The sequence below is a fragment of the Halorhodospira halochloris genome, from assembly GCF_002356555.2.
Taxonomy (GTDB): domain Bacteria; phylum Pseudomonadota; class Gammaproteobacteria; order Nitrococcales; family Halorhodospiraceae; genus Halorhodospira; species Halorhodospira halochloris.
The window spans coordinates 2,479,394-2,501,277 of sequence record NZ_AP017372.2; the positions used below are offsets into that span (position 1 = coordinate 2,479,394).

A 21,884-nucleotide genomic window follows, 5' to 3' on the forward strand; every position below is an offset into this window, starting at 1 on the left:
ATGCTGTGAGATTCAAGCTGGCTGCACATACTCAACAACTTCCATACCAAAACCTGATAAAGCGTGCATCTTCTTTGGCGCACTTAGTACCCGCATGCGCTTCACCCCTAGATCGGTCAGTATTTGGGCTCCCAAGCCGTAAGTGCGCAGATCAGGCGCAACGGGGGCATCATCCTCGCACCCATCACTATGCAAATCGCGATAACAGCGCATATGGTCGAGGATTTCCGTACTCGGCTCGGAACTGCGTAAAACCACGATTACGCCGGCCCCGGCTTCTGCGACCTGACGCAATGCTGAACGCAGCGGGAAACCGCAGCGCGGCCCCATAGCCCCGAGCATATCAGCTAAAGGGCTCTCTACGTGCACTCTCACCAAAGGGGCCTCATCAGGCCTGATGCGCCCCTTGACCAAACCAAAGTGAAGCGTGCCGTTAACATTATCCCTATAGGCATGCAGCTCAAAGGTGCCAAATTCTGTCGGCAATTCACAGCGATCTGCGTACTCCACAGAACGCTCATTGCGGACCCGGTAAGCGATCAAATCCGCAACTGTACCGATCTTCAGGCCATGTAAACGCGCGAACTCCATCAGGTCGTCACGCCTAGCCATACTGCCGTCTTCCTTCAAGATCTCGACTATCACCGCCGCCGGCTCAAAACCGGCCAGGCGGGCGAGATCACAACCTGCCTCGGTATGGCCGGCGCGGGTCAAGACCCCTCCAGGTTGAGCCATAAGCGGGAAGATATGCCCTGGCTGAACCAAATCCTGGGGCTGCGCCCCCGGTGCAACTGCAGCCTGGACGGTACGGGCACGATCAGCCGCAGATATACCTGTGGTAACTCCTTCTGCCGCCTCTATAGAGACCGTGAAACTAGTAAACCGCTCCTCATTGCCGTTCGGCCGCACCATTAGCGGCAGTTCTAGCTGTTCGCAGCGCTCACGAGTCAAGGTCAAGCAGATCAGTCCCCGTCCGTAGCGGGCCATAAAATTGATATCTTCGGGTCTGACCAGGCTGGCTGGCATAACCAAGTCGCCTTCGTTCTCCCGGTCTTCATCGTCAAGGATGACTGCCATGCGCCCCTGGCGCAGATCCTCAACTATCTCCTCAATGCTGTTGAACTTCACCTCTGTCACATTATCCTCTCTAAACATCACCAAAGCCGGTACGCCGCAGGTCATCCATGGTCAGCCCAGAACTACCGCTGGCTGCTTGGCAACTCAGTAGCCGCTCTACATAACGCGCGATCAAATCGACCTCTATGTTTACCGGGTCACCGCTCGACAGATCGCCTAGATTAGTTGCCGCTAATGTATGCGGGATAAGGTTCAGCTCGAAATCGCATCCCTCAACACAGTTAATGGTCAGGCTGACCCCCGCAATGGCGATGGACCCCTTCGCTGCAATGTATTTCTCTAAACCCTCGGGGACCCGACAGCGCCACCGCTCCGAGCCACCCGCAGGAGAACGTGATAAAATCTGCCCCACGCCGTCAACATGGCCGGTAACCAAATGACCGCCTAGAGGTGTAGACGGGGTAACAGCCTTTTCCAGATTTACCTTACTACCAGCCCGGAGCTGGCCAAGGGTCGTACACCTCAGGGTCTCATCCGAGACGTCGGCATAAAAATAATCCGCGGTCAAGTCGGTTACGGTAAGGCAGACACCATCTACAGCGATACTATCTCCTATCCCACTCTGTTCTAGGTGCATGTCCGGTGCAAATATTTGCAGTCTACAGGCACTACCGTGAATGGTTGCTTCCCGGATCACTCCTGTAGACTCAACAATACCGGTAAACATAGGGCTCTCTCACCTCGGTTGCGCCGTTACCCTAATCTCCTCACCCACCCGGCGGACGTCGGTGATGGATAAGTCGCGGCGTTGGTCCATGCTTGTCAATTCCCCTATTTGCAGCAATGGTTGCGCTGCTTCACCTAGGAGGCAGGGCGCCAGATAGACTATCAGTTCATCAAGCAGTCGCGAATCTAGCCACGCACCAGCCATTGTCGCTCCTGCCTCAACCCACACCGAATTTATTTCGCGTTCGCCAAGCTCGCTCAGCACCGCCCCTAGATCAAGCCGCCTATTCCCTGCCATAGGAACCTCGGCGAGCTCCACTCCGGCTGCCTCCAACCTCGCTCGGTCAGCTTGCTGGGCAGCCTCACCATGAAAAATCAAGACAGGAGCTGACACAGAAAACAGTTTTGCCTTTGTCGACAGCTTGAGCAGTGGATCCAAAATCACCCGCAGTGGCTGCTGAGCGTCATCGAGCGGAGGCTCAAGACGTGTGTTCAGCAGCGGGTCATCCCTTTTAACTGTCGCCGAACTGCTTAATATAGCCGCTGCTTCGCCCCGCAGACGATGAACGTCATAACGCGCCGCCGCAGAAGTAATCCAGCGACTCTCGCCCGAGGCCAAAGCCGTACGGCCATCAATGCTAGCGGCCAGCTTTACGGTCACCCAAGGCATACCCGTTTCGACGCGGCGCAAAAAACCCCGGTTTAGGCTTACGGCCTCCTGTTCAAGGACCCCGGTCTCAACCTCAAGTCCTGCCTGACGCAGCCTCTCGATACCTCGTCCGGCAACCTGGCAGCTCGGGTCGACGTGACCAACGACGACCCGCCTTATGCCGGCATTGATCAAGGCATCTGCACAAGGAGGAGTACGCCCGAAGTGGCTACAAGGCTCAAGAGTCACATAAGCGGTAGCACCAAGAGATGGCTCGGTACAATTGCCAAGGGCGTGGCTTTCGGCATGGGGGGTGCCTGCTCGAAGATGAGTTCCTTCACCTATCGGTCGACCATCTTTTACAATTACGCAACCAACTCGAGGATTTGGATGCGGCGGAGGAAAGGTGTCCGCCGCCAGCCTAACTGCACGCGCCATCCACCTGTGATCGGCGCGACTTTGCTCACTTGTGGCCACTATTCCCCTGCTCTAGCCCCTCAATAACACGGCGGAACGCCCCGACATCCTCAAAGCGCCGGTAAACGGATGCAAATCTCACATAAGCGACAGCATCAAGCTCGCGCAACTCTGCCATTACATGTTCACCCACCGTAGCGGCCTCTATCTCGCGCTCACCAGCAGCCGAGACCCTTTTGCACAACCTCTGAATTGCCGCCTCTACCGCCTCGGTCGGCACGGGACGCTTCTCTAAAGCTCGCCGCAGGCCAGCCCGCAGTTTGCCCTCATCAAAAGGCTCGCGTCTGCCATCCGCCTTAACCACCTTGGGCATAACCAGATCGGGCACCTCGTGAGTGGTGAATCTCTCCCCACACGAAGGGCATTGCCGCCTTCTGCGCACCTGATCTCCGTCCCCTGCCAGGCGCGAATCGACAACTCGTGTATCGGCAAACTGGCAGTACGGGCAGTACATATCGGGCGTTTACCTAAGCCATTACGTACGGGGCCACATGCACAGGCCCCAAACAGTTACTTACCATAGACCGGAAACTGGCGACAGATTTCCTGCACCTCGCCCCGCACCCTTTCAATGGTGCTTTCATCGCCCATATTATCAAGCACATCGCATATCCAATCGGCCAACCTTTGAGCCTCGCCTTCCTTAAACCCGCGCGTTGTGATAGCCGGTGTCCCTATGCGCAAGCCACTAGTGACAAATGGTGACTGCGGGTCGTTGGGAATGGCGTTTTTGTTAACCGTAATATGCGCCCTGCCCAATGCGGCATCCGCATCTTTACCAGTCAAGGACTTGGGAGTCAGGTCCATCAGGAACAGGTGGTTATCCGTACCCCCCGACACGACATTGTAACCACGCTCTATAACGCGCTTCGCCATAGCTCTAGCATTGGTTACCACCTGCTTTTGATAGGCCTTATAGTCGGGCTCCATCGCCTCTTTAAAGGCAACCGCCTTACCGGCTATGGCGTGCATTAATGGGCCACCCTGAGTTCCAGGGAAGACCAGCGATTGGAACTTCTTCTCGATATCTGGATTAGAGCGCGCCAGGATAAGGCCGCCACGAGGGCCACGCAGGGTCTTGTGGGTAGTGGAAGTTACTGCATCCGCATAAGGGACCGGATTAGGATAGACGTCTGCGGCGACCAAGCCGGCCACATGAGCCATATCAACCACCAGGTAAGCGCCTACCGAATCAGCTATCTCGCGCAGCCAGGCCCAGTCAACCACCTGTGAATAGGCAGAAAACCCACCGATGATCAGCTTGGGCCGATGTTCTGTAGCCAGGCGCTGGATCTGTGCGTAATCAATCTGCCCGTTGTCATCTATGCCATACTGAATCGCATTAAACAGCTTGCCTGAGAAGTTTACCTTGGCACCGTGGGTAAGGTGGCCGCCGTGATCCAGGCTCATGCCCAAGATCGTATCACCAGGCTGCAACAACGCGTGGAACACAGCAGCGTTGGCCTGTGATCCGGAGTGCGGTTGCACATTGGCGTAATCTGCACCAAATAGAGATTTGGCCCGATCTATGGCGAGCTGTTCGACAACGTCAACATGTTCGCACCCGCCATAGTAGCGCTTATCCGGATAGCCTTCGGCATACTTATTGGTAAGCACACTGCCCTGAGCCTCAAGCACCCTGGGGCTTGCATAGTTTTCAGAGGCAATCAACTCGATGTGATCTTCTTGACGGCGGCGCTCGTCCTCAATGGCAGCAGCCAGCTCGGGATCGAAACTCGCTATGTTCATATCGTTGGAGAACATACCTGCTCCTGTTCTGGGAATGGATCATGCGGTCGAATTTGCAATCGTACCGCCAATCGGCCATTTTAGCCTGTTTTATGTCTGATTTGAAGCGCAAACCGGCTACCATATGGAAACGTTAAGAACTCCCCTCGAGCAATTTGACCGCCCCGACGTGGAGGTCATGGGAACTTCTCAAAACTTCGCCGGCGCCATCAGCTACCCCGGTGTGGAGGTCTTAGCGCCAGGGAAGGCGCCATGAAGACTCCAGGGATGGATCCACGGCGTCCTCCACACCGGGGCGGATGGTGGCGTCGGCGAAGTTTTTAGAGGCACCCTCATGGCGCCAGATACGCTGCCATAAAGCCTCCGGGGGTGGATTCACGGTATCCTCCACACTAGGGCAACCAATTGGCTAGAGGGGAGATGCATAGAGGCACCTCGAAGAGGCCGCCAGCAGCTTAACGGCTAATATGCTTGCATTGACACTATTTTTCGCTGGACTTGCCATTCTGCTTATCGGGGCAGATCTACTGGTCAGAATGGCCAGCCAAGCAGCCGCCCATTGGCAGGTGCCTCCCCTGGTTGTCGGCCTGACCATAGTAGCTTTTGGCACCAGCGCGCCTGAGCTAGCTATAACACTCCGGGCCAGCCTTACTGACCATGCAGCTGACATCGCCATAGGCAATGTCATCGGCAGCAACATCGCCAACACCTTTCTGATACTAGGGGTTTCAGCAGTTATTGCGCCACTTATCGTGACCCGGCTGATGGCTCAATTCCACATCCCGGCAATGCTCGTCGCCTCTTTGCTCACCGCAGCCTTCGCCTTAAGCGGCAATATAGGTAATCTTGAGGGTGGAATCCTGTTAACGTGCTTAACCCTATATCTGCTTATAACCATCCTGCGCAAGGATCCTTCTATCCCTTCAGAGGCTTCGCCCACCCCTGATAGCCGGTTCAGCATTGCCAAAGGGCTATTACTAATCTTGAGCATTATTGTGTTAGGCGTTGGCGCATACGTAGCCATTGAGGCGGCAGTCTCTTTAGCTACATCGATCGGAGTCAGCGAGTTGGTCATCGGCCTGACTGTGGTTGCAGTAGCCACGTCTCTGCCTGAATTAGCCACATCTGTAATTGCCACCTGGCGCGGACAGAGGCAAATGGCCCTCGCCAACCTTATCGGCAGCAACATCCTCAATCTTCTTGCAGTGCTAGGTGCCGCCGCGCTGATCTCCCCTCAGGGCATCAGCGTTGCTAGCGAAGCGATCTATTTCGATATACCAATCATGCTACTCGCCGCCTTAGCATGCTTTTTTGCAGCATCCAGGGGCATGGCAGTAACCCGCCGCGCAGGAGCCATTTTCTTGGTGTTTTATGGCGCCTATTGCGCTTATCTCCTAGCTTAGCGCCAACTTGCATCTGCTAGTTGGCGCCTAACCATTATCCTTGCCCAACCACAAAGATCTCGGCTGTGCTATCGGTTCGCTTCTGTTAAGGGATGCCATGCCAGATACTGCGCGCAATATCACCCAGATCATCCAGGCAACATAGACGAGCGGGCCCACGAACCAGGACCACGCAAAAAGCGCAATGAGCACTGCTGCCGCCGATATCGCTATTGCGGTTAGCATATTACTGTAGTGACTCGCGAGGATATGGCCCCCTTGACGTAGACCCAGAACCGCCAACGCCCCACCAAAAAGCAAACTGATGCCAGCCGTCATAGGGGCTACCAGCAGCATAATATAAGCCAACATAGGCAATGTCCTATCAAGCTGCTCCTTGGCGGCCCCTCGGTTTGCTGAACCGCCACCACCCTCACGAGCTGAACTACTTGCCGAGATACCGCTGCCGCTGAGCTGTTCAGTGCTGCTACCTTCTCTGTCTACCATCAATAACCCCTCTAGTCTGTATCAGACTGAATTCAAAGCGAGAAGACCTCTATACTTGGCCTGTATGTGCCTCCCAGCGTTTATACTAAACCCAACCCATAAATGCCAGCACGGCCAAAACAAAAAGGACTCCAGCGAGCATAAACGCCGCATTGCTGATCACCGGCGAACCTTCTCGCACGTACATCCCCGCAGCTACCAACAGCACAACACCCAAGATAAATACAACGCCCGGCACTAGAGTTCTCCTTTAAGTGCTTACCTATTGTCTATCAGTTACCATACCCGAGGTTGACGCATTAGGTGAGCAGAGCGGTTATCATGTTAGCAACCAAGAACCAGCCCTAGGCAGCCTCAACGCACAGTAGATCATAATCAACAGCGAACAGACGGTAGATATGGCCCAATACGTATACACAATGAACAAGGTATCCAAGGTGGTACCTCCTAAACGCGAGATCCTCAAGGACATCTCACTATCCTTCTTCCCCGGCGCCAAGATAGGCGTTCTCGGCCTTAACGGCGCTGGCAAATCCTCGTTACTGCGCATCATGGCTGGGGAAGATAAGGAGTTCGACGGCGAGGCGCGCCCTCAGCCGGGACTCAAAGTTGGCTACTTGCCGCAGGAGCCGCGCCTGGACGACAGCAAGGATGTTCGCGGCAACGTCGAGGAGGGGGTCGCCGAAACTAAAGCGCTGGTAGAACGTTTCAACCAGGTCTCAGCCCAATTCGCTGACCCGGAGGCAGATTTTGATGCGCTTATAGCAGAGCAATCTAAACTGCAAGACCAAATCGAAGCGGCAGGCGCTTGGGATCTGGATCGCAAGCTTGAACAAGCCGCTGACGCCTTGCGCCTTCCGCCCTGGGATGCTCAGGTCAGCAATCTTTCCGGCGGTGAAAGGCGACGAGTTGCGCTGTGCCGACTACTGCTTTCAGCCCCCGACATGTTGTTGCTCGATGAGCCTACCAACCACCTTGACGCTGAGAGCGTCGCTTGGCTAGAACAGTTTCTTGCCGAATTCCCCGGCACTGTCGTAGCTGTAACCCACGATCGCTACTTCTTAGACAATGTCGCTGGTTGGATCCTCGAGCTCGACCGCGGGCGCGGCATACCCTTCCAAGGCAACTACTCGGCATGGCTGGAGTACAAAGAAAAACGCCTTGAGCAGGAGGCTCGGGAAGAGAAGGCTCACCGCAAAGCGGTCCAACAGGAGCTTGAGTGGGTTCAGCAGAACCCTAAAGGTCGCCAAGCCAAGAACAAGGCTCGCATCAAACAGTTTGAAGAGCTCCAATCGCAGGAGTTTCAACAGCGCAATGAAACTCAGCAGCTCTATATACCCCCTGGGCCCCGGCTCGGCAACAAGGTCATCATCGCCGAACATGTTCAAAAGGGCTATAGGGACGAACTCCTCTATGAAGATTTGAACATGAATGTACCCCCTGGGGCGATTGTCGGCATTATCGGCCCTAACGGCGCAGGTAAAACGACCCTTTTCCGCATGATCACCGGAGAAGAACAACCGGATTCAGGACACATAGAGGTAGGTGACACCGTCGAGCTAGCCTACGTCGACCAAAGCCGCGATGCACTGGATGACAGCAAAACGGTATGGGAGGAGATCTCCGGCGGCCAAGACATCATCCAGGTCGGCAAGTATGAGACACCCTCACGAGCCTACGTCGGCAAGTTCAATTTCCGCGGCTCTGAGCAACAAAAATACATAGGCGACCTCTCCGGAGGCGAGCGCAACCGCGTCCACCTAGCCAAATTGCTCCAGCGCGGCGGCAACACTTTACTGCTCGACGAGCCCACCAACGATCTCGACGTAGAGACCCTGCGTGCGCTAGAGGATGCCCTGCTAACGTTTCCCGGGGTGATCTTGGTCATCTCCCACGACCGCTGGTTCCTTGACCGTATCGCCACCCACATCCTCGCGTTCGAGGGCGAAAGTCAGACGACCTTTATCGAAGGCAACTATCAAGACTACGAAGAGGACCGCAAGAAGCGATTGGGCGCCGAAGCAGCCCAACCACACCGCATCAAGTACAAAAGGATTCGTACATAGGTCAGTATCCACGCACCTTCAGGCCGCAATGTGCCAGGCAAAGCTACCCGTGGAGATTTCTCGGCGCCAGGGAAGGCGCCAGGAATGTTCAGCAAGGGGTTTGCTTAACTAGCTTGTGCCGCAGCCAGGGCCTGATTGATGTCTGCCAGGATATCGTCGACATGCTCAAGGCCGATTGACAATCTCACCATGTCCCTACTGACCCCTGCGCTCTCCAGCTCCTGCTCACTCAACTGACGGTGCGTCGTGCTCGCCGGATGGCATGCCAGCGATTTGGCATCGCCTATATTGACCAGCCTGGTGATCAACTGCAGGGCATCGATAAAGCGGGCCCCGGCCTCATAACCACCTTCCACACCGAAGCTTAAGATGCTTGAGGCCTTGCCGCCCATAAACCTATCCACCCGCTCTCGGTAAGGGCTATCTTCCAGACCGGCAAACTTAACCCAAGTCACCTGCGGATGCTTACTCAAATACTCTGCCACCTGTTGAGCATTCTCGCAGTGTCTGTCCATACGCACCGGCAGGGTCTCTATGCCTTGCAACAGCAGAAAGGCATTAAAAGGCGACAATGCTGCGCCCATATTCCTCAACGGCACCACCCGGCAGCGGGCAATAAACGCTGCAGCGCCCATTGCCTCGGTATAGACCACACCATGATATGAGGGATCGGGCTCTACCATCATAGGAAAACGTTGCGGATAATCCGCCCATGGGAAGTTGCCTGAATCTACGATCACCCCCCCTACCGAAGTACCATGCCCACCCATATACTTTGTTAATGAATGGATGACGATGTCGGCCCCATCATCTATCGGCCGCCACAAGTAGGGTGTTGGCACGGTATTGTCGACAATCAACGGCACGCCGTTACGATGGGCTATTTCTGCCAGTTGCTCGACATCTACGACCTCGCCGGAGGGGTTACCAACGCTCTCGCAGAATATTGCCTTGGTCCGGCCATCGATCTGAGCCTCTATCTGCTCAAAGTCATCCTGGCCGGCAAAACGCACATCTATACCGTGCACTGGCAAGGAGTGAGCGAACAGATTGTAAGTGCCCCCGTAAAGCTTCGATGTCGAAACAATATCGTCACCAGCTCGGGTTATACACTGGATGGCGTAGGTTATCGCGGCCATCCCCGAAGCCACCGCCAACCCGCCTATCCCGCCTTCCATCTCGGCAACACGCTGCTCGAGCACAGCATTTGTCGGGTTCATGATGCGCGTATAAATATTACCTTCGACCTTAAGATCGAACAGGTCAGCGCCATGCTGGGTGTCATCAAAGGCGTATGAGGTGGTCTGGTAAATTGGTACCGCCACAGCCTTGGTTGTCGGGTCGGGAGCAAATCCAGCGTGAATGGCTTGGGTCTCGAGCTTCACCGCAATCTCCTGATTAGTTTTAGACCGGCATAATTGCTAATTATCAACATGACCTGCTAAAAAAGCAATCCTGTATTGAGGGTCAGGAGTCAGATGATACTTGTGATACTTGAGGCCCCGGTAAGTCTCCCCTCAAAAATCCACACTGGCACCCCGCGTTGTGCCATTCAAATACGAAATCGCTGACTGTGGCTTCTCAACCTGGCAGCCACCTCGCTGAGCTTGGCACCTCCCTCATTCAACCGCTCAATAACGTGGGCATTTTCGCTGGCCAAATCATTAAGCCCCTGCACATTGCGGTTGACTTCTTCAGCGGTGTTGCTCTGTTCTTCCGCTGCGGAGGCAATCAAGGCCACCTGCTCCTCGAGGCCACTTAATGAGTTATGGACATTTTCCACGGCAGCCTTAATACGCTCGACCTCCTCGGCACTGCGAGCGGCCTGCTCACGACCATTGTGGATAGTTTGCGCTGACTCCTTGGCATCCTCTCGCAGCCCCTCAATCACAGCATGGATCTGCTTGGTCAAATCCTGAGTATTTGTGGCAAGGTTGCGCACCTCTTCGGCTACCACTGCAAATCCTCTACCTTCAGACCCGGCGCGAGCCGCTTCAATGGCCGCATTAAGTGAGAGCAGATTGGTCTGATCGGCTATCTCTTGAATGCTCGCGGTGATCTTGCCAACCTCCTCAGAGCGCTCAGCAAGTCTATCCACCACCGAGCGGGAGTTGTCCATAGTGCTCGAAAGGCGGCCCATCTCATTGACACCAGCCTCAGCCAAGTCCTTTATCTCCAGGCCTTTTTCTGCAGCCTGGGTGGTATGCTGATGGGCAACCTGAGTATTACTAGAGACCTCTTGCACGGTTGAGGCCATTTCATTCATAGCCGTAGCTATCTCATCAGTTTGCGAACTCTGCGTCTGCGCCATCTCGCGCGACCGCTGAGTCGACTCGCTTGTTTGTTTGGCCTGCTTCTCTACCTCTTGAGACGCCTCCAAAACCTCACCGACGGCGCTCCTGACGGTACGCAAAACCTCGTTAAAAGATGCTGCTAGATTGCTTAGTTCGTTATTACCAATAACAGTCAGTTCACGACTAATATCGATGGTTGAGGCATCAGGCTGCATCGCATTTACTTCATCACGTAGTTGCTTGATCCGTTCATGTAGCCGTCTTGAAACGATATACAGCGGCACCGTCATAGTCAGGGCAACCAAAATCCCTGCTAGCACGAAATAGACCAGGCTACTTTGCACCTGCGCCTCGGATTCAGCAGTACGCTCCACAACTGCTTGATCAACGCTATTAGCAAGCTCCAGCGCGGCATCCCGCAGCTGTTGGTGATGATCTTCGTTAGCAGCGACGGCCTCATTGACACTCTCAAGCGCCTCTACTTCCTGCTCCTTTGCGACCAAAACCGAGCCCTGATCGGCGAACATCCAGGCGTTAAAGGCACCCACCGCCGCCAGCAAATCCTGGGCCACCGATGCCATATCCGCTGCGGCAATCCTCTCGAATGACTCTAGGTTGGCTACCATGGCCTCGAAAGAGGGTACTAAATCCTCGTCGTGTATCTGTTCGAGCTCATCGAGAGAAGACGCCTCGACCACATCGCGTAGCGCCCTTGAGACCTCTATTGCCCGCGCCAAGGCACGGGCCGCGTGATCTACTTGACCGATATCGGCAACCCCCGCTCGCTGCTCGTAGTCGGCCAAAGCCTCTCCAAACAGCCCTTCGATATCCCCCTCAACGCTATCGAAAAATTCCACTATGCCGTCCACCTGGCTCACTAAATCGGCGCGCAAACTGAGCAACCTTTCCAACTCAGGTCTTAGCTGTTGATAACTTTCCGAGAAACCCTCGAACCTATCGCGCAGCTCAGTTACATCGCTACCATAGTTATCCATAAACCTGGTTGAACTCTCGAACACCTCCAGCTGCTGGACAAATGCCTGACTATATTCATCGGCACTGGGGACACTCTGTAATTGATCAACGGAATCAGCATTAGCCATCTGGCCGCGCAGCTGCGAATACCCATCCAGGGATTCCGCTATCACCCGGCCTGCTTCGTCGAGCGGACGTGTCTCTTCCCGCAACTGCTGCTGATTAGATAGAGTGGAGGTCACTGATACCCAACCTATACCAATTACCAGGACCACACCGGCAAGGGCGAGGGCGACTAGGGAACGCAGCTGAGAGGCGATTGACATGCTGTTCATAAAACTGACTCTTGGTTATTAAGCTGCCTTAGTTATTTCGCTAAACATCATCAGGGGTTGTCAAAGTCTCCCCTAGTTGCCGACGTTGCCCAAGACCCGGTTAGGGTGGCCCTCAAGTATCCCTTCGACGCCCCTGAACTGCTCACCAATGTGCATACCCTGATGGTCAATGGTGAACTGGCGAATACTCTTCTCGTGACCGGCGCCGCGCATCTTCAGGACGGTTAGGCCACGCTGCACTTCACCGCCCATCTCGACATAGCGCAAGAGTATTATTGAGTCAGTGAGAGTAGATATATGCGCCTCAGTAACCGAAGACCCGCCCATCAGCGACGGGGTACTGGCTGTAAAAAGCCCGGCTGTTTCACGCGCCTTAATGAAGGAAGTCAAACTGATGACAAACTCGCGAAAACCCCGCGGCGTTGCAACCCGCTCAAGCGCCGTAAGGCTATCAAGGGCAATTCTATGCGGCTTAAACTCATCAATGGTCTCTTTGATACGCACCAGGTGATCTTCCAGACCCTCCGATTCGGGGTAGCTGCAGCGAATTTGCAAATCTCCCCTCTGTTCAGCTGGCAGATAATCAACATTCCAGCCGTGGGCATTACGGATGATCTGATCACGGCTCTCCTCGAAGGCGAACAGCAGACAACGCTCTCCGGATTTAAGCCCGCCGGAAGTAAACTCAGTAGCAAGCAGGGTCTTACCAGTCCCGGTTGCCCCGGAGACCAGAACTATGGAGTCACGGTATATCCCGCCACCACACATATCATCCAGCCGCTCGTTACCAGAGCTTATCCGCAGTTCAGATGAGCGCTGGGTAAGCTCCATGGCCGACAGCGGAATGGCTACAATCCCTCCCTCGGGCAGGATTGTAAAAGGGTATTCACCCTTCTGATGGGTGGTGCCTCGAAACTTCAGCACCTCTAAAGTGCGCCGTCTAGTCTCGGCTTCAAGGACATTGCGCAAAATGACTACATTATCAGAAACAAACTCTTCCACCCCATGACGCGCGATGCTGCCGTACTCGGCTTCACGCTCGGCAGTCATTATCGAGGTTACTCCGATCTTTTTCATCTGCGCCGAAATCCGGTAGAGATCCCAGCGCACCTGTCGGGAATCAGGGAAGCGTGAAAACATAGCCCCCAGCGAATCGATCGCCAAGCGCTGGGCGCCAATCCGATTTACAGCCCCGCGAATGCGAGCAATAAGCCCGCCCAAATCATAGCTACCGGCCTCAATCGCCTCCGGGTCATTGTCCGGTGAGGCATCTAGAAAGACCCAGTAACCCTGATCCTCCCAGCTCTGTATATCCCAACCGAAGGCCTGCAGGTTCTGGCGCAGATCATCCGCCGACTCTTCACAGGTTACAAAGACCCCGGGCTCTGCGTATTGCTCGATACCAGCCGCCATAAATTGTGCGGCAAAGACCGTCTTAGCACTGCCAGGAGTACCAGCAACTAAAGTAGTCCGTCCGCAAGGCAAACCACCCTTGGCGATGGAATCAAAGCCAGCAATCCCGGTGGGTATCTTAGCAACGTTTCCATGTTTGGGCGCAGCACTCATATAATCAATCCTCCTCGCAACCGGAATGCTGGAGCAGCAGCTCAGCAACTCGCTCGGCATTGGCTAGATCACCGATAACTCGCAACGGCGGGCGGGGCGCTTCCCTTATGAGGGTTGGCGTAGCAACAATCTTTTCACTGTCACCCTTTTCTGGCTCACAGCAAAGATCAATGACCTCGATGTGATAGGCCTGCTCGCATAAGTACTCGTTGCAAAGCCAATGCAGATTCCTTATCGCCTTATATGCCTGCGGACTATCCCCAACAACAAAGATCCGCAACCAATATTCGGCGTGTTGATGATATTCAACCATCTTAGCTAGCGGCGCTTGGATTGCGCGCTCCCCTCTTCAGGACCAGGTTTTTGTTCCTCACCATCACCGCGTGCAGCGCGCAATTCGGATTCCAGCTCATCCATCAACTCGCTTATTGAGCTTGCCGCCTTGCCGCTTTCGTCAGCGAGCTTTTTCACCTCATCGGCAACCACCCCAAAGCCACGTCCAGTCTCACCGATACGCGCCGCCTCGACGCTCGCATTCAAGCTAAGAATACGCAGTTTCTTCAGTGTCTTGAGAATATTGCGCGAGGCCTTGCCGATTTGCTGACCGATCTCCCCGACGCGCTCCATACGCTTGCGCCGCCGCGCCTCTTCCAGGCGCTCACCGATATCAAATACAGCACCCTCTAGGTAAAGGACTTCGCCATTGCTATCGTAGACCGCCCCGCCGCGTTCATTAACCCAGCGCACCTCCCGCTTAGCAGTCCGGATGCGGTAATCGATATTCCAGGCCTCACGCTCTCGTGATCCTTTCTCAATCGCCCTATCAACCTGCGGGGAGTCCTCATCATGGATCAAGTCCATGTATGAATGACGCCTATTGTTGATCAAGTCTGCGGGCTGATACCCGGTCAACCCAGTAACCGCGCCCGCCATAAACAACATCGTATATTTGTTATCATTCTTACACCGATACATGAAACCGTTCATGCGAGCGGCTATGCTCTCTAGGGCCTCTAATTTACCATTCTGCCCCGAACTATCCTGGCTCCGCGCCTCCGCGCTACTCATCTGGCCCCCCTTGACTGGTAAGATTCACGCTCCTCAAGGTTAACTTGATTTACCAATATCATGCCAGCATGAATGGTATTGCTACAGAGTTTATTTGGCCCAACTGCACACAATGTTACAGATGGGAACCTCTCAACTCCCCTAGCGCCATCATCTGCCCCGCTGTGGAGGTCTTGACGCCAGGGATGGCGCCATGAAGCCTCCAGGGATAGATTCACGGCGCCCTCCACACCGGGGCAGATGATGGCGCTAGGGAGGTTTTAGAGGATCCGGAGTAAGCGGTGACTTGATTCGATGCAGCCAAGATGCGATGATGTCGTGTTAAACATCGCGACTTTTCGGCGCCGCCAGCCTCGCCAGGACAATAGAGTCTGCTTTCTCCCTATCCACACAGTTTCAGCTCACGGACAGCAGCCATGCCGAGGCGGCACGCTAGTGTGTCAACGGCTGGCGCCGGTTGAACCCCTGAAGCAACAGAGCGAATAAGCTATGACGATTGATCGCAGCGAACGTATTCGAGCGCAGCTTGCAGAACGCATCCTCATCCTCGATTGCGGGATGGGAACTGAGATACAGAAATACCCGCTCGGCGAAGACGACTTTCGCGGTGAACGCTTCGCTGACCATCCGTGCGAACTGCAAGGCAACAACGACCTGCTTGTATTGACGCGCCCAGACATCATCCGCGAGATCACCCGGGCCAACCTCGACGCCGGCGCTGACATTGTCGAGACCAACACCTTCAACTCCCAGATCTTATCTCAAGCCGACTACCAGACCGAAGCGCTAGTCGACGAGCTCAATATCGAAGCGACCAAGCTCGCCCGCGCTGTCTGCGACGAAGTAGAGCAGGAGACCGGGATCCCGCGCTTTGTCGCCGGGACCATGGGCCCTACCGGTAAGACGGCGTCGATCTCACCTGATGTGAACAACCCAGGGCATCGTGACATCTCTTTCGATCAGCTCTTTGAGGCTTATGCCCAACAGGCCCGGGCGCTAGCCCAGGGCGGGGTCGACCTAATCCTAATCGAGACGGTCTTCGACACCCTCAACGCCAAGGCCGCCATCTATGCCCTAGAGACCGTCTGCGCTGAGATCGGCCGGCGCATCCCGGTGATGATCTCCGGCACCATTACCGATGCCTCCGGACGGACCCTCTCCGGACAGACCGCGGCGGCATTTTGGAACTCTATACGCCACGCCCAACCGCTGTCGATCGGCCTAAACTGCGCCTTAGGCGCGGAAGACCTGCGCCCTCACCTGCAAGAATTATCCAAGATCGCCGACACCTTCATCTCCAGCCACCCCAACGCTGGCCTGCCGAACGAATTCGGTGAGTACGATCAGCCCCCGGAGGAGATGGCAGCCATTATCCGCTCCTTCGCGGAAGAGGGCCTGATCAACATCATTGGCGGTTGCTGCGGCACCACTCCAGAACACATCGCCGCCATCCGCGATGCTGTCAAAGAGTTCGCCCCGCGCCAACCACCGGCCCCCAACCCCGACCTGCTGCCTCTCTCGGGGCTTGAGCCTTGCAACATCGACAGCAACTCGCTGTTTGTGAACATCGGCGAGCGCGCCAACGTAACCGGCTCGGCTCGGTTTCGCCGCCTGATCAAAGAGGGTGACTACGAAACAGCGCTCGACGTTGCCCGCGAACAGGTCGAGAACGGCGCCCAGATCATCGACATCAATATGGACGAGGGCATGCTCGATTCCAAGCAGGCGATGATCGACTTCCTCAACCTGGTCGCTGCAGAGCCGGACATCTCCCGGGTCCCGATTATGATCGACTCCTCAAAGTGGGACATTATCGAGGAAGGCCTGAAGCGCGTCCAGGGCAAGGGACTGGTCAACTCCATCTCGCTCAAGGAGGGTGAGGAGGCCTTCCTGGAGCAGGCGCGAACACTGTACCGCTACGGCGCAGCTCCGGTGATCATGCTATTCGACGAAAAGGGTCAGGCAGACACCTATGAACGGCGCCTGGAGATAGCCGAAAGGGCCTACAATCTGTTAGTCAAAGAAGGCTTCTCGCCCGGCGAGATCATATTCGATCTCAACATCTTCGCCGTTGCCACCGGCATGGCCGAGCACAACAACTACGCCGTTGACTTCATCGAAGCAACCCGGTGGGTTAAACAGAATCTGCCGCACGCCAAGATTTCCGGTGGCCTTTCCAACCTCTCCTTCTCGTTCCGCGGTAACGAGGCGGTTCGCGAAGCGATGCACTCGGTCTTTCTCTACCACGCCATAGATGCCGGGCTCGACATGGCTATCGTTAATGCCGGGCAGATCGAGGTCTACGATGAGATCGACCCGGAACTGCGCGAGATGTGCGAGGACGTAATCCTCAACCGCCGTGAAGACGCCACGGAACGCCTGCTTGACTTAGCCGACCGCTACAAAGAGCAAGGCGGTAAGAAGAAGGAAGAAGACCTGGCCTGGCGCGAGCAGCCGGTCGCCAAGCGCCTTGAGCACGCACTGATCAAGGGCATCACCGACTACATAGAAGAAGACGTCGAAGAGGCCCGGCAACAGCATGAGCGCCCCATCCACGTCATTGAGGGGCCGCTGATGGATGGTATGAACACCATCGGCGACCTATTCGGCGAAGGCAAGATGTTCCTGCCGCAGGTGGTTAAATCGGCGCGCGTAATGAAACAGGCCGTCGCCCATCTCATGCCTTACATAGAAGCCGAGAAATCGGGCAGTGACGAGCCGGCGGGGCGCTTTCTCATCGCCACCGTCAAAGGCGATGTCCACGATATCGGCAAGAACATTGTCGCCGTGGTGCTACAGTGTAACAACTTCGAGGTGCACGACATCGGCGTCATGGTGCCGGTCGATCAGATAATCAGTGAGGCCAAGGCCAAAAACGTCGACATGATCGGCCTATCCGGGCTGATCACCCCCTCCCTCGACGAAATGGTCAATGTGGCCAAAGAGATGGAACGTCAAGGACTGAACATTCCGCTGCTGATCGGCGGTGCCACAACCTCCCGGGTACACACTGCGGTAAAGATCGCGCCCAATCTCTCCGCTCCGAGCATCTACGTCAAGGACGCCTCACGGGCTGTGGGGGTGGCTTCCAAACTAGTCAGCGAGGCCCACGCGGCAACCTACAAGCAGGAACTAGCCGCTGAATACCAGCAGGTGCGCGAGCAATATCAAGAGCGCCAGCAGAAGGTCAACTGGGTAAGCCTGGAGCAGGCCCGCGCCAACCGCACCCCGATCGACTGGTCCGACTACCAGGTCAAGCCACCTGCCGAGCCGGGTGTCCACACCTGGAACGACTTCCCGCTTGAGGATCTAGTCGAGCGCATCGACTGGACACCCTTTTTCAAGGCTTGGGAACTGGCAGGTCGATTCCCCCAAATCCTTGACGATGAGGTGGTCGGCGAAGAGGCGACCAAGCTCTATAACGATGCCCAACAGATGCTCCAACGCATTGTTGACGAGCAGTGGCTGACTGCCCGGGCAGTCTTCGGTTTATTCCCAGCCAACGGTGTCGGTGACGATACTGAAGTTTACGCCGATGATAGTCGCAGCCAGGTAATGACCACACTGCGCCATCTTCGCCAACAGACCGAGAAGCCCGAAGGCAAACCGCACCAGAGCCTAGGTGACTTTGTTGCTCCTAAAGAGACGGGGCTTGAGGATTGGATAGGTGCATTTGCCGTGACCGCCGGAATCGGCATTGATGAGCACTTAGAGCGTTTTGAGGCCGAAGGCGATACCTACAGCTCGATCCTGCTCAAGGCACTCGCCGACAGACTCGCGGAGGCCTTTGCCGAACGGCTTCACGAGTTGGTTCGCAAAGATGTCTGGGGATATGCCGCGGAGGAGGATCTGTCCAACGACGATCTAATCAAGGAGCGCTATCAAGGCATCCGCCCGGCTCCAGGCTATCCAGCCTGTCCTGATCACACGGAGAAAGATCGCCTGTGGCAGATACTGGATGTCGAAAACAGGATCGGCCTCTCCTTGACTGAGTCGCGCGCGATGTGGCCCAGTGCCGCCGTATCCGGCTGGTACTTCGCTCACCCACAAGCACGCTACTTTGCGGTTGGCAAGATATTCCGCGACCAGGTCGAAGACTACGCCAAGCGCAAAGGCATGTCACAAAAAGAGGTCGAGCGCTGGCTCGGGCCCAACCTCGGCTACGAGCCGGAGGATTAACGAGGCGCCTTCGGCAACTCCTACCACCACAGCCCCATGCCTTTATCGCGGATATGGGGCACCTTGGAAACTGTCCGAGCCGGCCTCCTTTGAGGCCGGCCTGTACTCCTAAGAAGCGGACCCGCCCCACCTTAAGCTCACCACTACCAAAATATTACGTGGAGCCAGCCGCTACTTAATGCTATTATTCATGTGGGAAAAGTAGGCAACTCAGAGTCCCCCCGAATATGAGTCAAGTCCCCCTTTATAATCACGTCCGCAGCGGTGATCTGGTTGTAGGCAAGCCAGTCCCGTATTCCATATATGACACATACGATCGACTACTGCTGCGCCGCGGCAAGGTGCTTAAAAGCGAGCAGCAGAGAAAGCTGCTCCGCGTCGTGGGGCGCACCCGGGCAGTTTCACCATCAGAACAGCCAAGCCCGACCCGTAGAGCGGCAAAACTGGAAAGCATAGAGCTTAACCAGCATGAACACTTCGATCCGTTCGAGCAGTTCTTCTATTGTGCCACCAATCTCCAGCGAGCTATCAAAGCCGTTTGGCTAGGCAAAAAAGACGAGTTCCGCGAAAGGTTGAGCGGGATGATCAGCCGCTTAGGCAACCTAATTGATCGTGACGCTGACGCCGCGCTTGGGGCAGCTCAGTTAACCAAGGATTTCCCTAACCGGGTCCTTCACCCGATGCGCAAGGCAATAATTTGCGATCTTCTATCTCGTTCCGCAGGCATGGATGGTCAACAGCGGTGTTCAGTGGTAGGCGCTGCATTAACTGCCAACTTGGGCATGCTCGAGTTGCAGGACGTGCTTGACAACCAGCATGGCGGGTTAAGCGACGAGCAGCTGAACAAGCTCCACGAGCACCCTCTGCTATCAGCCAACATGCTGCGCAGAGCCGGGGTTGAGGATGTTTCCTGGTTAAGAGCGGTGCTCGAGCATCATGAACGCATGGATGGATCGGGGTACCCGAGGGGAATAGGCAAAGGCCAGATTTGCGATGAGGCATGTCTACTCATGCTAGCCGACAGCTTTATGGCCATGGTCACGCCGCGCTCTTACCGTGAAGCGCTAACCGTGCGCAGCGCACTAAGAGAACTGCTTGGCGGCAAAACCGTGCGCTATCATTCCGGGTATGCCAAGTTGTTGGTAAAGGAACTTGGCATCTACTCACCCGGGACTTACCTGCGCCTAAGCAACGATGAGATATCCGTCGTGGCTCGAAGGGGTAAAGACCCCACCTCTTCCCCACAGGTCTATTCATTCGCCGTAGCGGGCCATGAAAAAACCGGACAACCACACCAACGCCTTGACAATCCACGACACCGCAATCTAGCCGAAGAGGATGTAGCTATCCGCGGCATTTACCGCAGCGAGGATATTAAGATTCCTTTCTCCATGAACGAGGTCTGGGGCTACTCGCATGTAGCGGAAAAGTGATATAACGCACTGCCAGCCACTTTTTAGGGCAGCAGAATATGATCCCTTTCCCACAAGCTATTTACTCGGTAATCCAATCTGCCAACCAACTCGACCTCCCCACTCAAAGGACTGACCTCACTGCTTTATCAGGGCGTATCTGTGCTGAGCGCATCACCGCACCCCGCCCTTTGCAACCATTCACCAACTCTGCCATGGATGGCTTCGCCTTTCGCCATCAAGACCACTGCAGTAGCCACGAGCACCAACCCTATTTGAGGGTAAGATCAACCATTGCAGCTGGGGAAACCCCACCAGCGCAGCCGTTACCTGCCGGAGAGTGCGACAGGATCCTTACCGGGGCCGTTCTGCCCAATGGCGCCGATAGCGTAATACCGCTAGAGCAAACCGAAACATCTGCAGATGGGTACGTATCTTTTCACCACATGCCAAAGTTGGGGGCCAACGTTCGTAAAGCCGGAGAAGATATAGCAGCGGAACAGTTGATAATTGAACCCGGCACTTTGCTCGATCCTGGCCACATAATGCCGCTTGCCGCACTCGGCATTGAGAACCTTGCTGTCTACCGCAAACCGCGCGTTGCAACCATTACTACCGGGAACGAGGTAACTCAAGACCTTGGCACTCAGCTCAAGCAGGGCCAGATATTCGACTCTAACCATTTTTATACTCAAGCCTTGCTCCGCCACTTAAGCTGCGATTTAGTCGACAACCGCCACTTGCAAGACGATAAAAAACTCTTCGTTAACCACCTACACTATCTGCTCAGTCTAGATCTAGACATGGTCATCTCCAGTGGTGCAGTCTCAGCAGGGGCCGAATATGACTTTGTGCGCGAGGGACTACAGGCTATCGGCGCTGAGATAATCTTCCATAAGGTGGCAATTAGGCCTGGCAAACCCAACCTATTTGCGCACCTGCCCAATGGCGCTCTCTACTTCGGCCTGCCCGGCAATCCATTGGCTACCGCTGCCGGGCTGCGTTTCCTCGTCGCTGCCGCTTTACGCGCTATGACCAACCAGCCTGTTGAACAGCCGCTAATCGGACAGTGCACCACAACGCATAGCAAAAAAAGTGGGATTAGCCGCGCCTTACTCTGCACCTGTGTGGGCGGCCAAGATCAACGGCTTCTAGTGAATATTCCCGATTCGCAATCCTCTTTCATGACCAACCCACTTCTAACCGCAAACAGCTGGGTTTTGCTCAACGAAGACAAGGATGATTACAAACCCGGGGATAAGGTTGACACCTACCCCTTGCTGCCCGGGCAACGGTCCTGGCCGAAACCCGCCGCACCCAAGCAGAAAAAAGATAAGGGCGGATAAACCCGATGTGCAGATCTTGACGCCTGGAATGGAATAATGATGGAGTTTGCTTTGGATGAGCCGCCTAGCCCACACA

Annotated in this window: 18 protein-coding genes; 5 read left to right on the forward strand and 13 right to left on the reverse strand. The window is 55.4% G+C overall.

Annotated elements, in window-relative coordinates; all coding sequences use genetic code 11:
• Positions 1-12: 12 nt before the first annotated feature.
• The 6 genes from ribBA to HH1059_RS13540 all read right to left on the reverse strand — a co-directional run bounded on the left by ribBA (position 13) and on the right by HH1059_RS13540 (position 5,057).
• Positions 13-1,128 (reverse strand): bifunctional 3,4-dihydroxy-2-butanone-4-phosphate synthase/GTP cyclohydrolase II, encoded by a 1,116-nt coding sequence (gene ribBA, locus HH1059_RS11355; RefSeq protein ID WP_096410237.1) that lies wholly within the window; start codon positions 1,126-1,128, stop codon positions 13-15.
• A 19-nt stretch (positions 1,129-1,147) separates the two neighbouring features.
• Positions 1,148-1,804, reverse strand: a complete 657-nt coding sequence (locus tag HH1059_RS11360; protein WP_096406049.1) for a riboflavin synthase — start codon at positions 1,802-1,804, stop codon at positions 1,148-1,150.
• A 9-nt stretch (positions 1,805-1,813) separates the two neighbouring features.
• The gene (gene ribD / locus HH1059_RS11365; RefSeq protein ID WP_231901949.1) at positions 1,814-2,929 is read right to left on the reverse strand and encodes a bifunctional diaminohydroxyphosphoribosylaminopyrimidine deaminase/5-amino-6-(5-phosphoribosylamino)uracil reductase RibD; all 1,116 of its coding nucleotides are present in this window, start codon (positions 2,927-2,929) and stop codon (positions 1,814-1,816) included.
• On the reverse strand, positions 2,916-3,383 hold the full coding sequence (nrdR, locus tag HH1059_RS11370; RefSeq protein ID WP_096406051.1) for a transcriptional regulator NrdR: 468 nt from the start codon (positions 3,381-3,383) through the stop codon (positions 2,916-2,918). Before nrdR ends, ribD begins: the two co-directional genes overlap by 14 nt.
• A gap of 56 nt (positions 3,384-3,439) precedes the next feature.
• The gene (gene glyA, locus HH1059_RS11375) at positions 3,440-4,693 is read right to left on the reverse strand and encodes a serine hydroxymethyltransferase (protein WP_096406054.1); all 1,254 of its coding nucleotides are present in this window, start codon (positions 4,691-4,693) and stop codon (positions 3,440-3,442) included.
• 217 nt (positions 4,694-4,910) lie between these two features.
• Positions 4,911-5,057, reverse strand: coding sequence for a hypothetical protein (locus tag HH1059_RS13540; RefSeq protein ID WP_162549526.1), 147 nt, complete (start codon positions 5,055-5,057; stop codon positions 4,911-4,913).
• 88 nt (positions 5,058-5,145) lie between these two features.
• On the opposite strand from HH1059_RS13540, the gene HH1059_RS11380 reads away from it, so the two are divergent.
• Positions 5,146-6,081: a calcium/sodium antiporter gene (locus tag HH1059_RS11380; RefSeq protein WP_096406056.1), complete on the forward strand. Its 936-nt coding sequence runs from the start codon at positions 5,146-5,148 to the stop codon at positions 6,079-6,081.
• 27 nt (positions 6,082-6,108) lie between these two features.
• Here the strand turns inward: HH1059_RS11380 and HH1059_RS11385 are convergent, their stop codons facing one another.
• A complete protein-coding gene (locus HH1059_RS11385; RefSeq protein WP_096406059.1) occupies positions 6,109-6,567 on the reverse strand; it encodes a hypothetical protein in 459 nt (152 codons plus the stop codon).
• An 85-nt stretch (positions 6,568-6,652) separates the two neighbouring features.
• Entirely contained in the window at positions 6,653-6,805 is a 153-nt protein-coding gene (locus HH1059_RS13545) for a hypothetical protein (protein WP_162549527.1), read from the reverse strand.
• A gap of 160 nt (positions 6,806-6,965) precedes the next feature.
• Between HH1059_RS13545 and ettA the strand changes: the two genes are divergently transcribed.
• Positions 6,966-8,633: an energy-dependent translational throttle protein EttA gene (gene ettA, locus HH1059_RS11390; RefSeq protein WP_096406061.1), complete on the forward strand. Its 1,668-nt coding sequence runs from the start codon at positions 6,966-6,968 to the stop codon at positions 8,631-8,633.
• Between the two features lie 104 nt (positions 8,634-8,737).
• On the opposite strand, the gene HH1059_RS11395 is transcribed toward ettA, so the two are convergent.
• The 5 genes from HH1059_RS11395 to HH1059_RS14005 form a co-directional block, all read right to left on the reverse strand.
• On the reverse strand, positions 8,738-10,018 hold the full coding sequence (locus tag HH1059_RS11395) for an O-acetylhomoserine aminocarboxypropyltransferase/cysteine synthase family protein (RefSeq protein WP_096406064.1): 1,281 nt from the start codon (positions 10,016-10,018) through the stop codon (positions 8,738-8,740).
• A 167-nt stretch (positions 10,019-10,185) separates the two neighbouring features.
• Positions 10,186-12,237 carry a methyl-accepting chemotaxis protein gene (locus tag HH1059_RS11400; protein WP_096406066.1) on the reverse strand — a complete coding sequence of 684 codons (2,052 nt, stop codon included), beginning with the start codon at positions 12,235-12,237 and terminating at the stop codon, positions 10,186-10,188.
• A gap of 72 nt (positions 12,238-12,309) precedes the next feature.
• Positions 12,310-13,803: a circadian clock protein KaiC gene (kaiC, locus tag HH1059_RS11405; RefSeq protein ID WP_096406069.1), complete on the reverse strand. Its 1,494-nt coding sequence runs from the start codon at positions 13,801-13,803 to the stop codon at positions 12,310-12,312.
• A 4-nt stretch (positions 13,804-13,807) separates the two neighbouring features.
• Positions 13,808-14,116 (reverse strand): circadian clock KaiB family protein, encoded by a 309-nt coding sequence (locus HH1059_RS11410; RefSeq protein WP_096406071.1) that lies wholly within the window; start codon positions 14,114-14,116, stop codon positions 13,808-13,810.
• A gap of 5 nt (positions 14,117-14,121) precedes the next feature.
• Positions 14,122-14,871 (reverse strand): methyl-accepting chemotaxis protein, encoded by a 750-nt coding sequence (locus tag HH1059_RS14005; protein WP_096406074.1) that lies wholly within the window; start codon positions 14,869-14,871, stop codon positions 14,122-14,124.
• A gap of 489 nt (positions 14,872-15,360) precedes the next feature.
• Between HH1059_RS14005 and metH the strand changes: the two genes are divergently transcribed.
• From metH to HH1059_RS11430, 3 genes are all read left to right on the forward strand, one after another.
• Positions 15,361-19,050 carry a methionine synthase gene (metH, locus tag HH1059_RS11420; RefSeq protein WP_096406077.1) on the forward strand — a complete coding sequence of 1,230 codons (3,690 nt, stop codon included), beginning with the start codon at positions 15,361-15,363 and terminating at the stop codon, positions 19,048-19,050.
• Between the two features lie 227 nt (positions 19,051-19,277).
• Positions 19,278-20,483 carry an HD-GYP domain-containing protein gene (locus HH1059_RS11425; RefSeq protein ID WP_096406079.1) on the forward strand — a complete coding sequence of 402 codons (1,206 nt, stop codon included), beginning with the start codon at positions 19,278-19,280 and terminating at the stop codon, positions 20,481-20,483.
• A gap of 38 nt (positions 20,484-20,521) precedes the next feature.
• Positions 20,522-21,808, forward strand: coding sequence for a molybdopterin molybdotransferase MoeA (locus HH1059_RS11430; RefSeq protein WP_096406082.1), 1,287 nt, complete (start codon positions 20,522-20,524; stop codon positions 21,806-21,808).
• Positions 21,809-21,884 lie beyond the last annotated feature (76 nt).

Bases quoted from the DNA above. Each gene is read 5' to 3' on its own strand.
- HH1059_RS11380 (WP_096406056.1), top strand. From the start codon at position 5,146: ATGCTTGCATTGACACTATTTTTCGCTGGACTTGCCATTCTGCTTATC.
- HH1059_RS11360 (WP_096406049.1), bottom strand. From the start codon at position 1,804: ATGTTTACCGGTATTGTTGAGTCTACAGGAGTGATCCGGGAAGCAACC.
- kaiC (WP_096406069.1), bottom strand. From the start codon at position 13,803: ATGAGTGCTGCGCCCAAACATGGAAACGTTGCTAAGATACCCACCGGG.
- HH1059_RS11410 (WP_096406071.1), bottom strand. From the start codon at position 14,116: ATGGTTGAATATCATCAACACGCCGAATATTGGTTGCGGATCTTTGTT.
- glyA (WP_096406054.1), bottom strand. From the start codon at position 4,693: ATGTTCTCCAACGATATGAACATAGCGAGTTTCGATCCCGAGCTGGCT.
- HH1059_RS14005 (WP_096406074.1), bottom strand. From the start codon at position 14,871: ATGAGTAGCGCGGAGGCGCGGAGCCAGGATAGTTCGGGGCAGAATGGT.
- ettA (WP_096406061.1), top strand. From the start codon at position 6,966: ATGGCCCAATACGTATACACAATGAACAAGGTATCCAAGGTGGTACCT.
- HH1059_RS11400 (WP_096406066.1), bottom strand. From the start codon at position 12,237: ATGAACAGCATGTCAATCGCCTCTCAGCTGCGTTCCCTAGTCGCCCTC.
- HH1059_RS11425 (WP_096406079.1), top strand. From the start codon at position 19,278: ATGAGTCAAGTCCCCCTTTATAATCACGTCCGCAGCGGTGATCTGGTT.
- HH1059_RS11430 (WP_096406082.1), top strand. From the start codon at position 20,522: ATGATCCCTTTCCCACAAGCTATTTACTCGGTAATCCAATCTGCCAAC.
- nrdR (WP_096406051.1), bottom strand. From the start codon at position 3,383: ATGTACTGCCCGTACTGCCAGTTTGCCGATACACGAGTTGTCGATTCG.
- metH (WP_096406077.1), top strand. From the start codon at position 15,361: ATGACGATTGATCGCAGCGAACGTATTCGAGCGCAGCTTGCAGAACGC.
- HH1059_RS11385 (WP_096406059.1), bottom strand. From the start codon at position 6,567: ATGGTAGACAGAGAAGGTAGCAGCACTGAACAGCTCAGCGGCAGCGGT.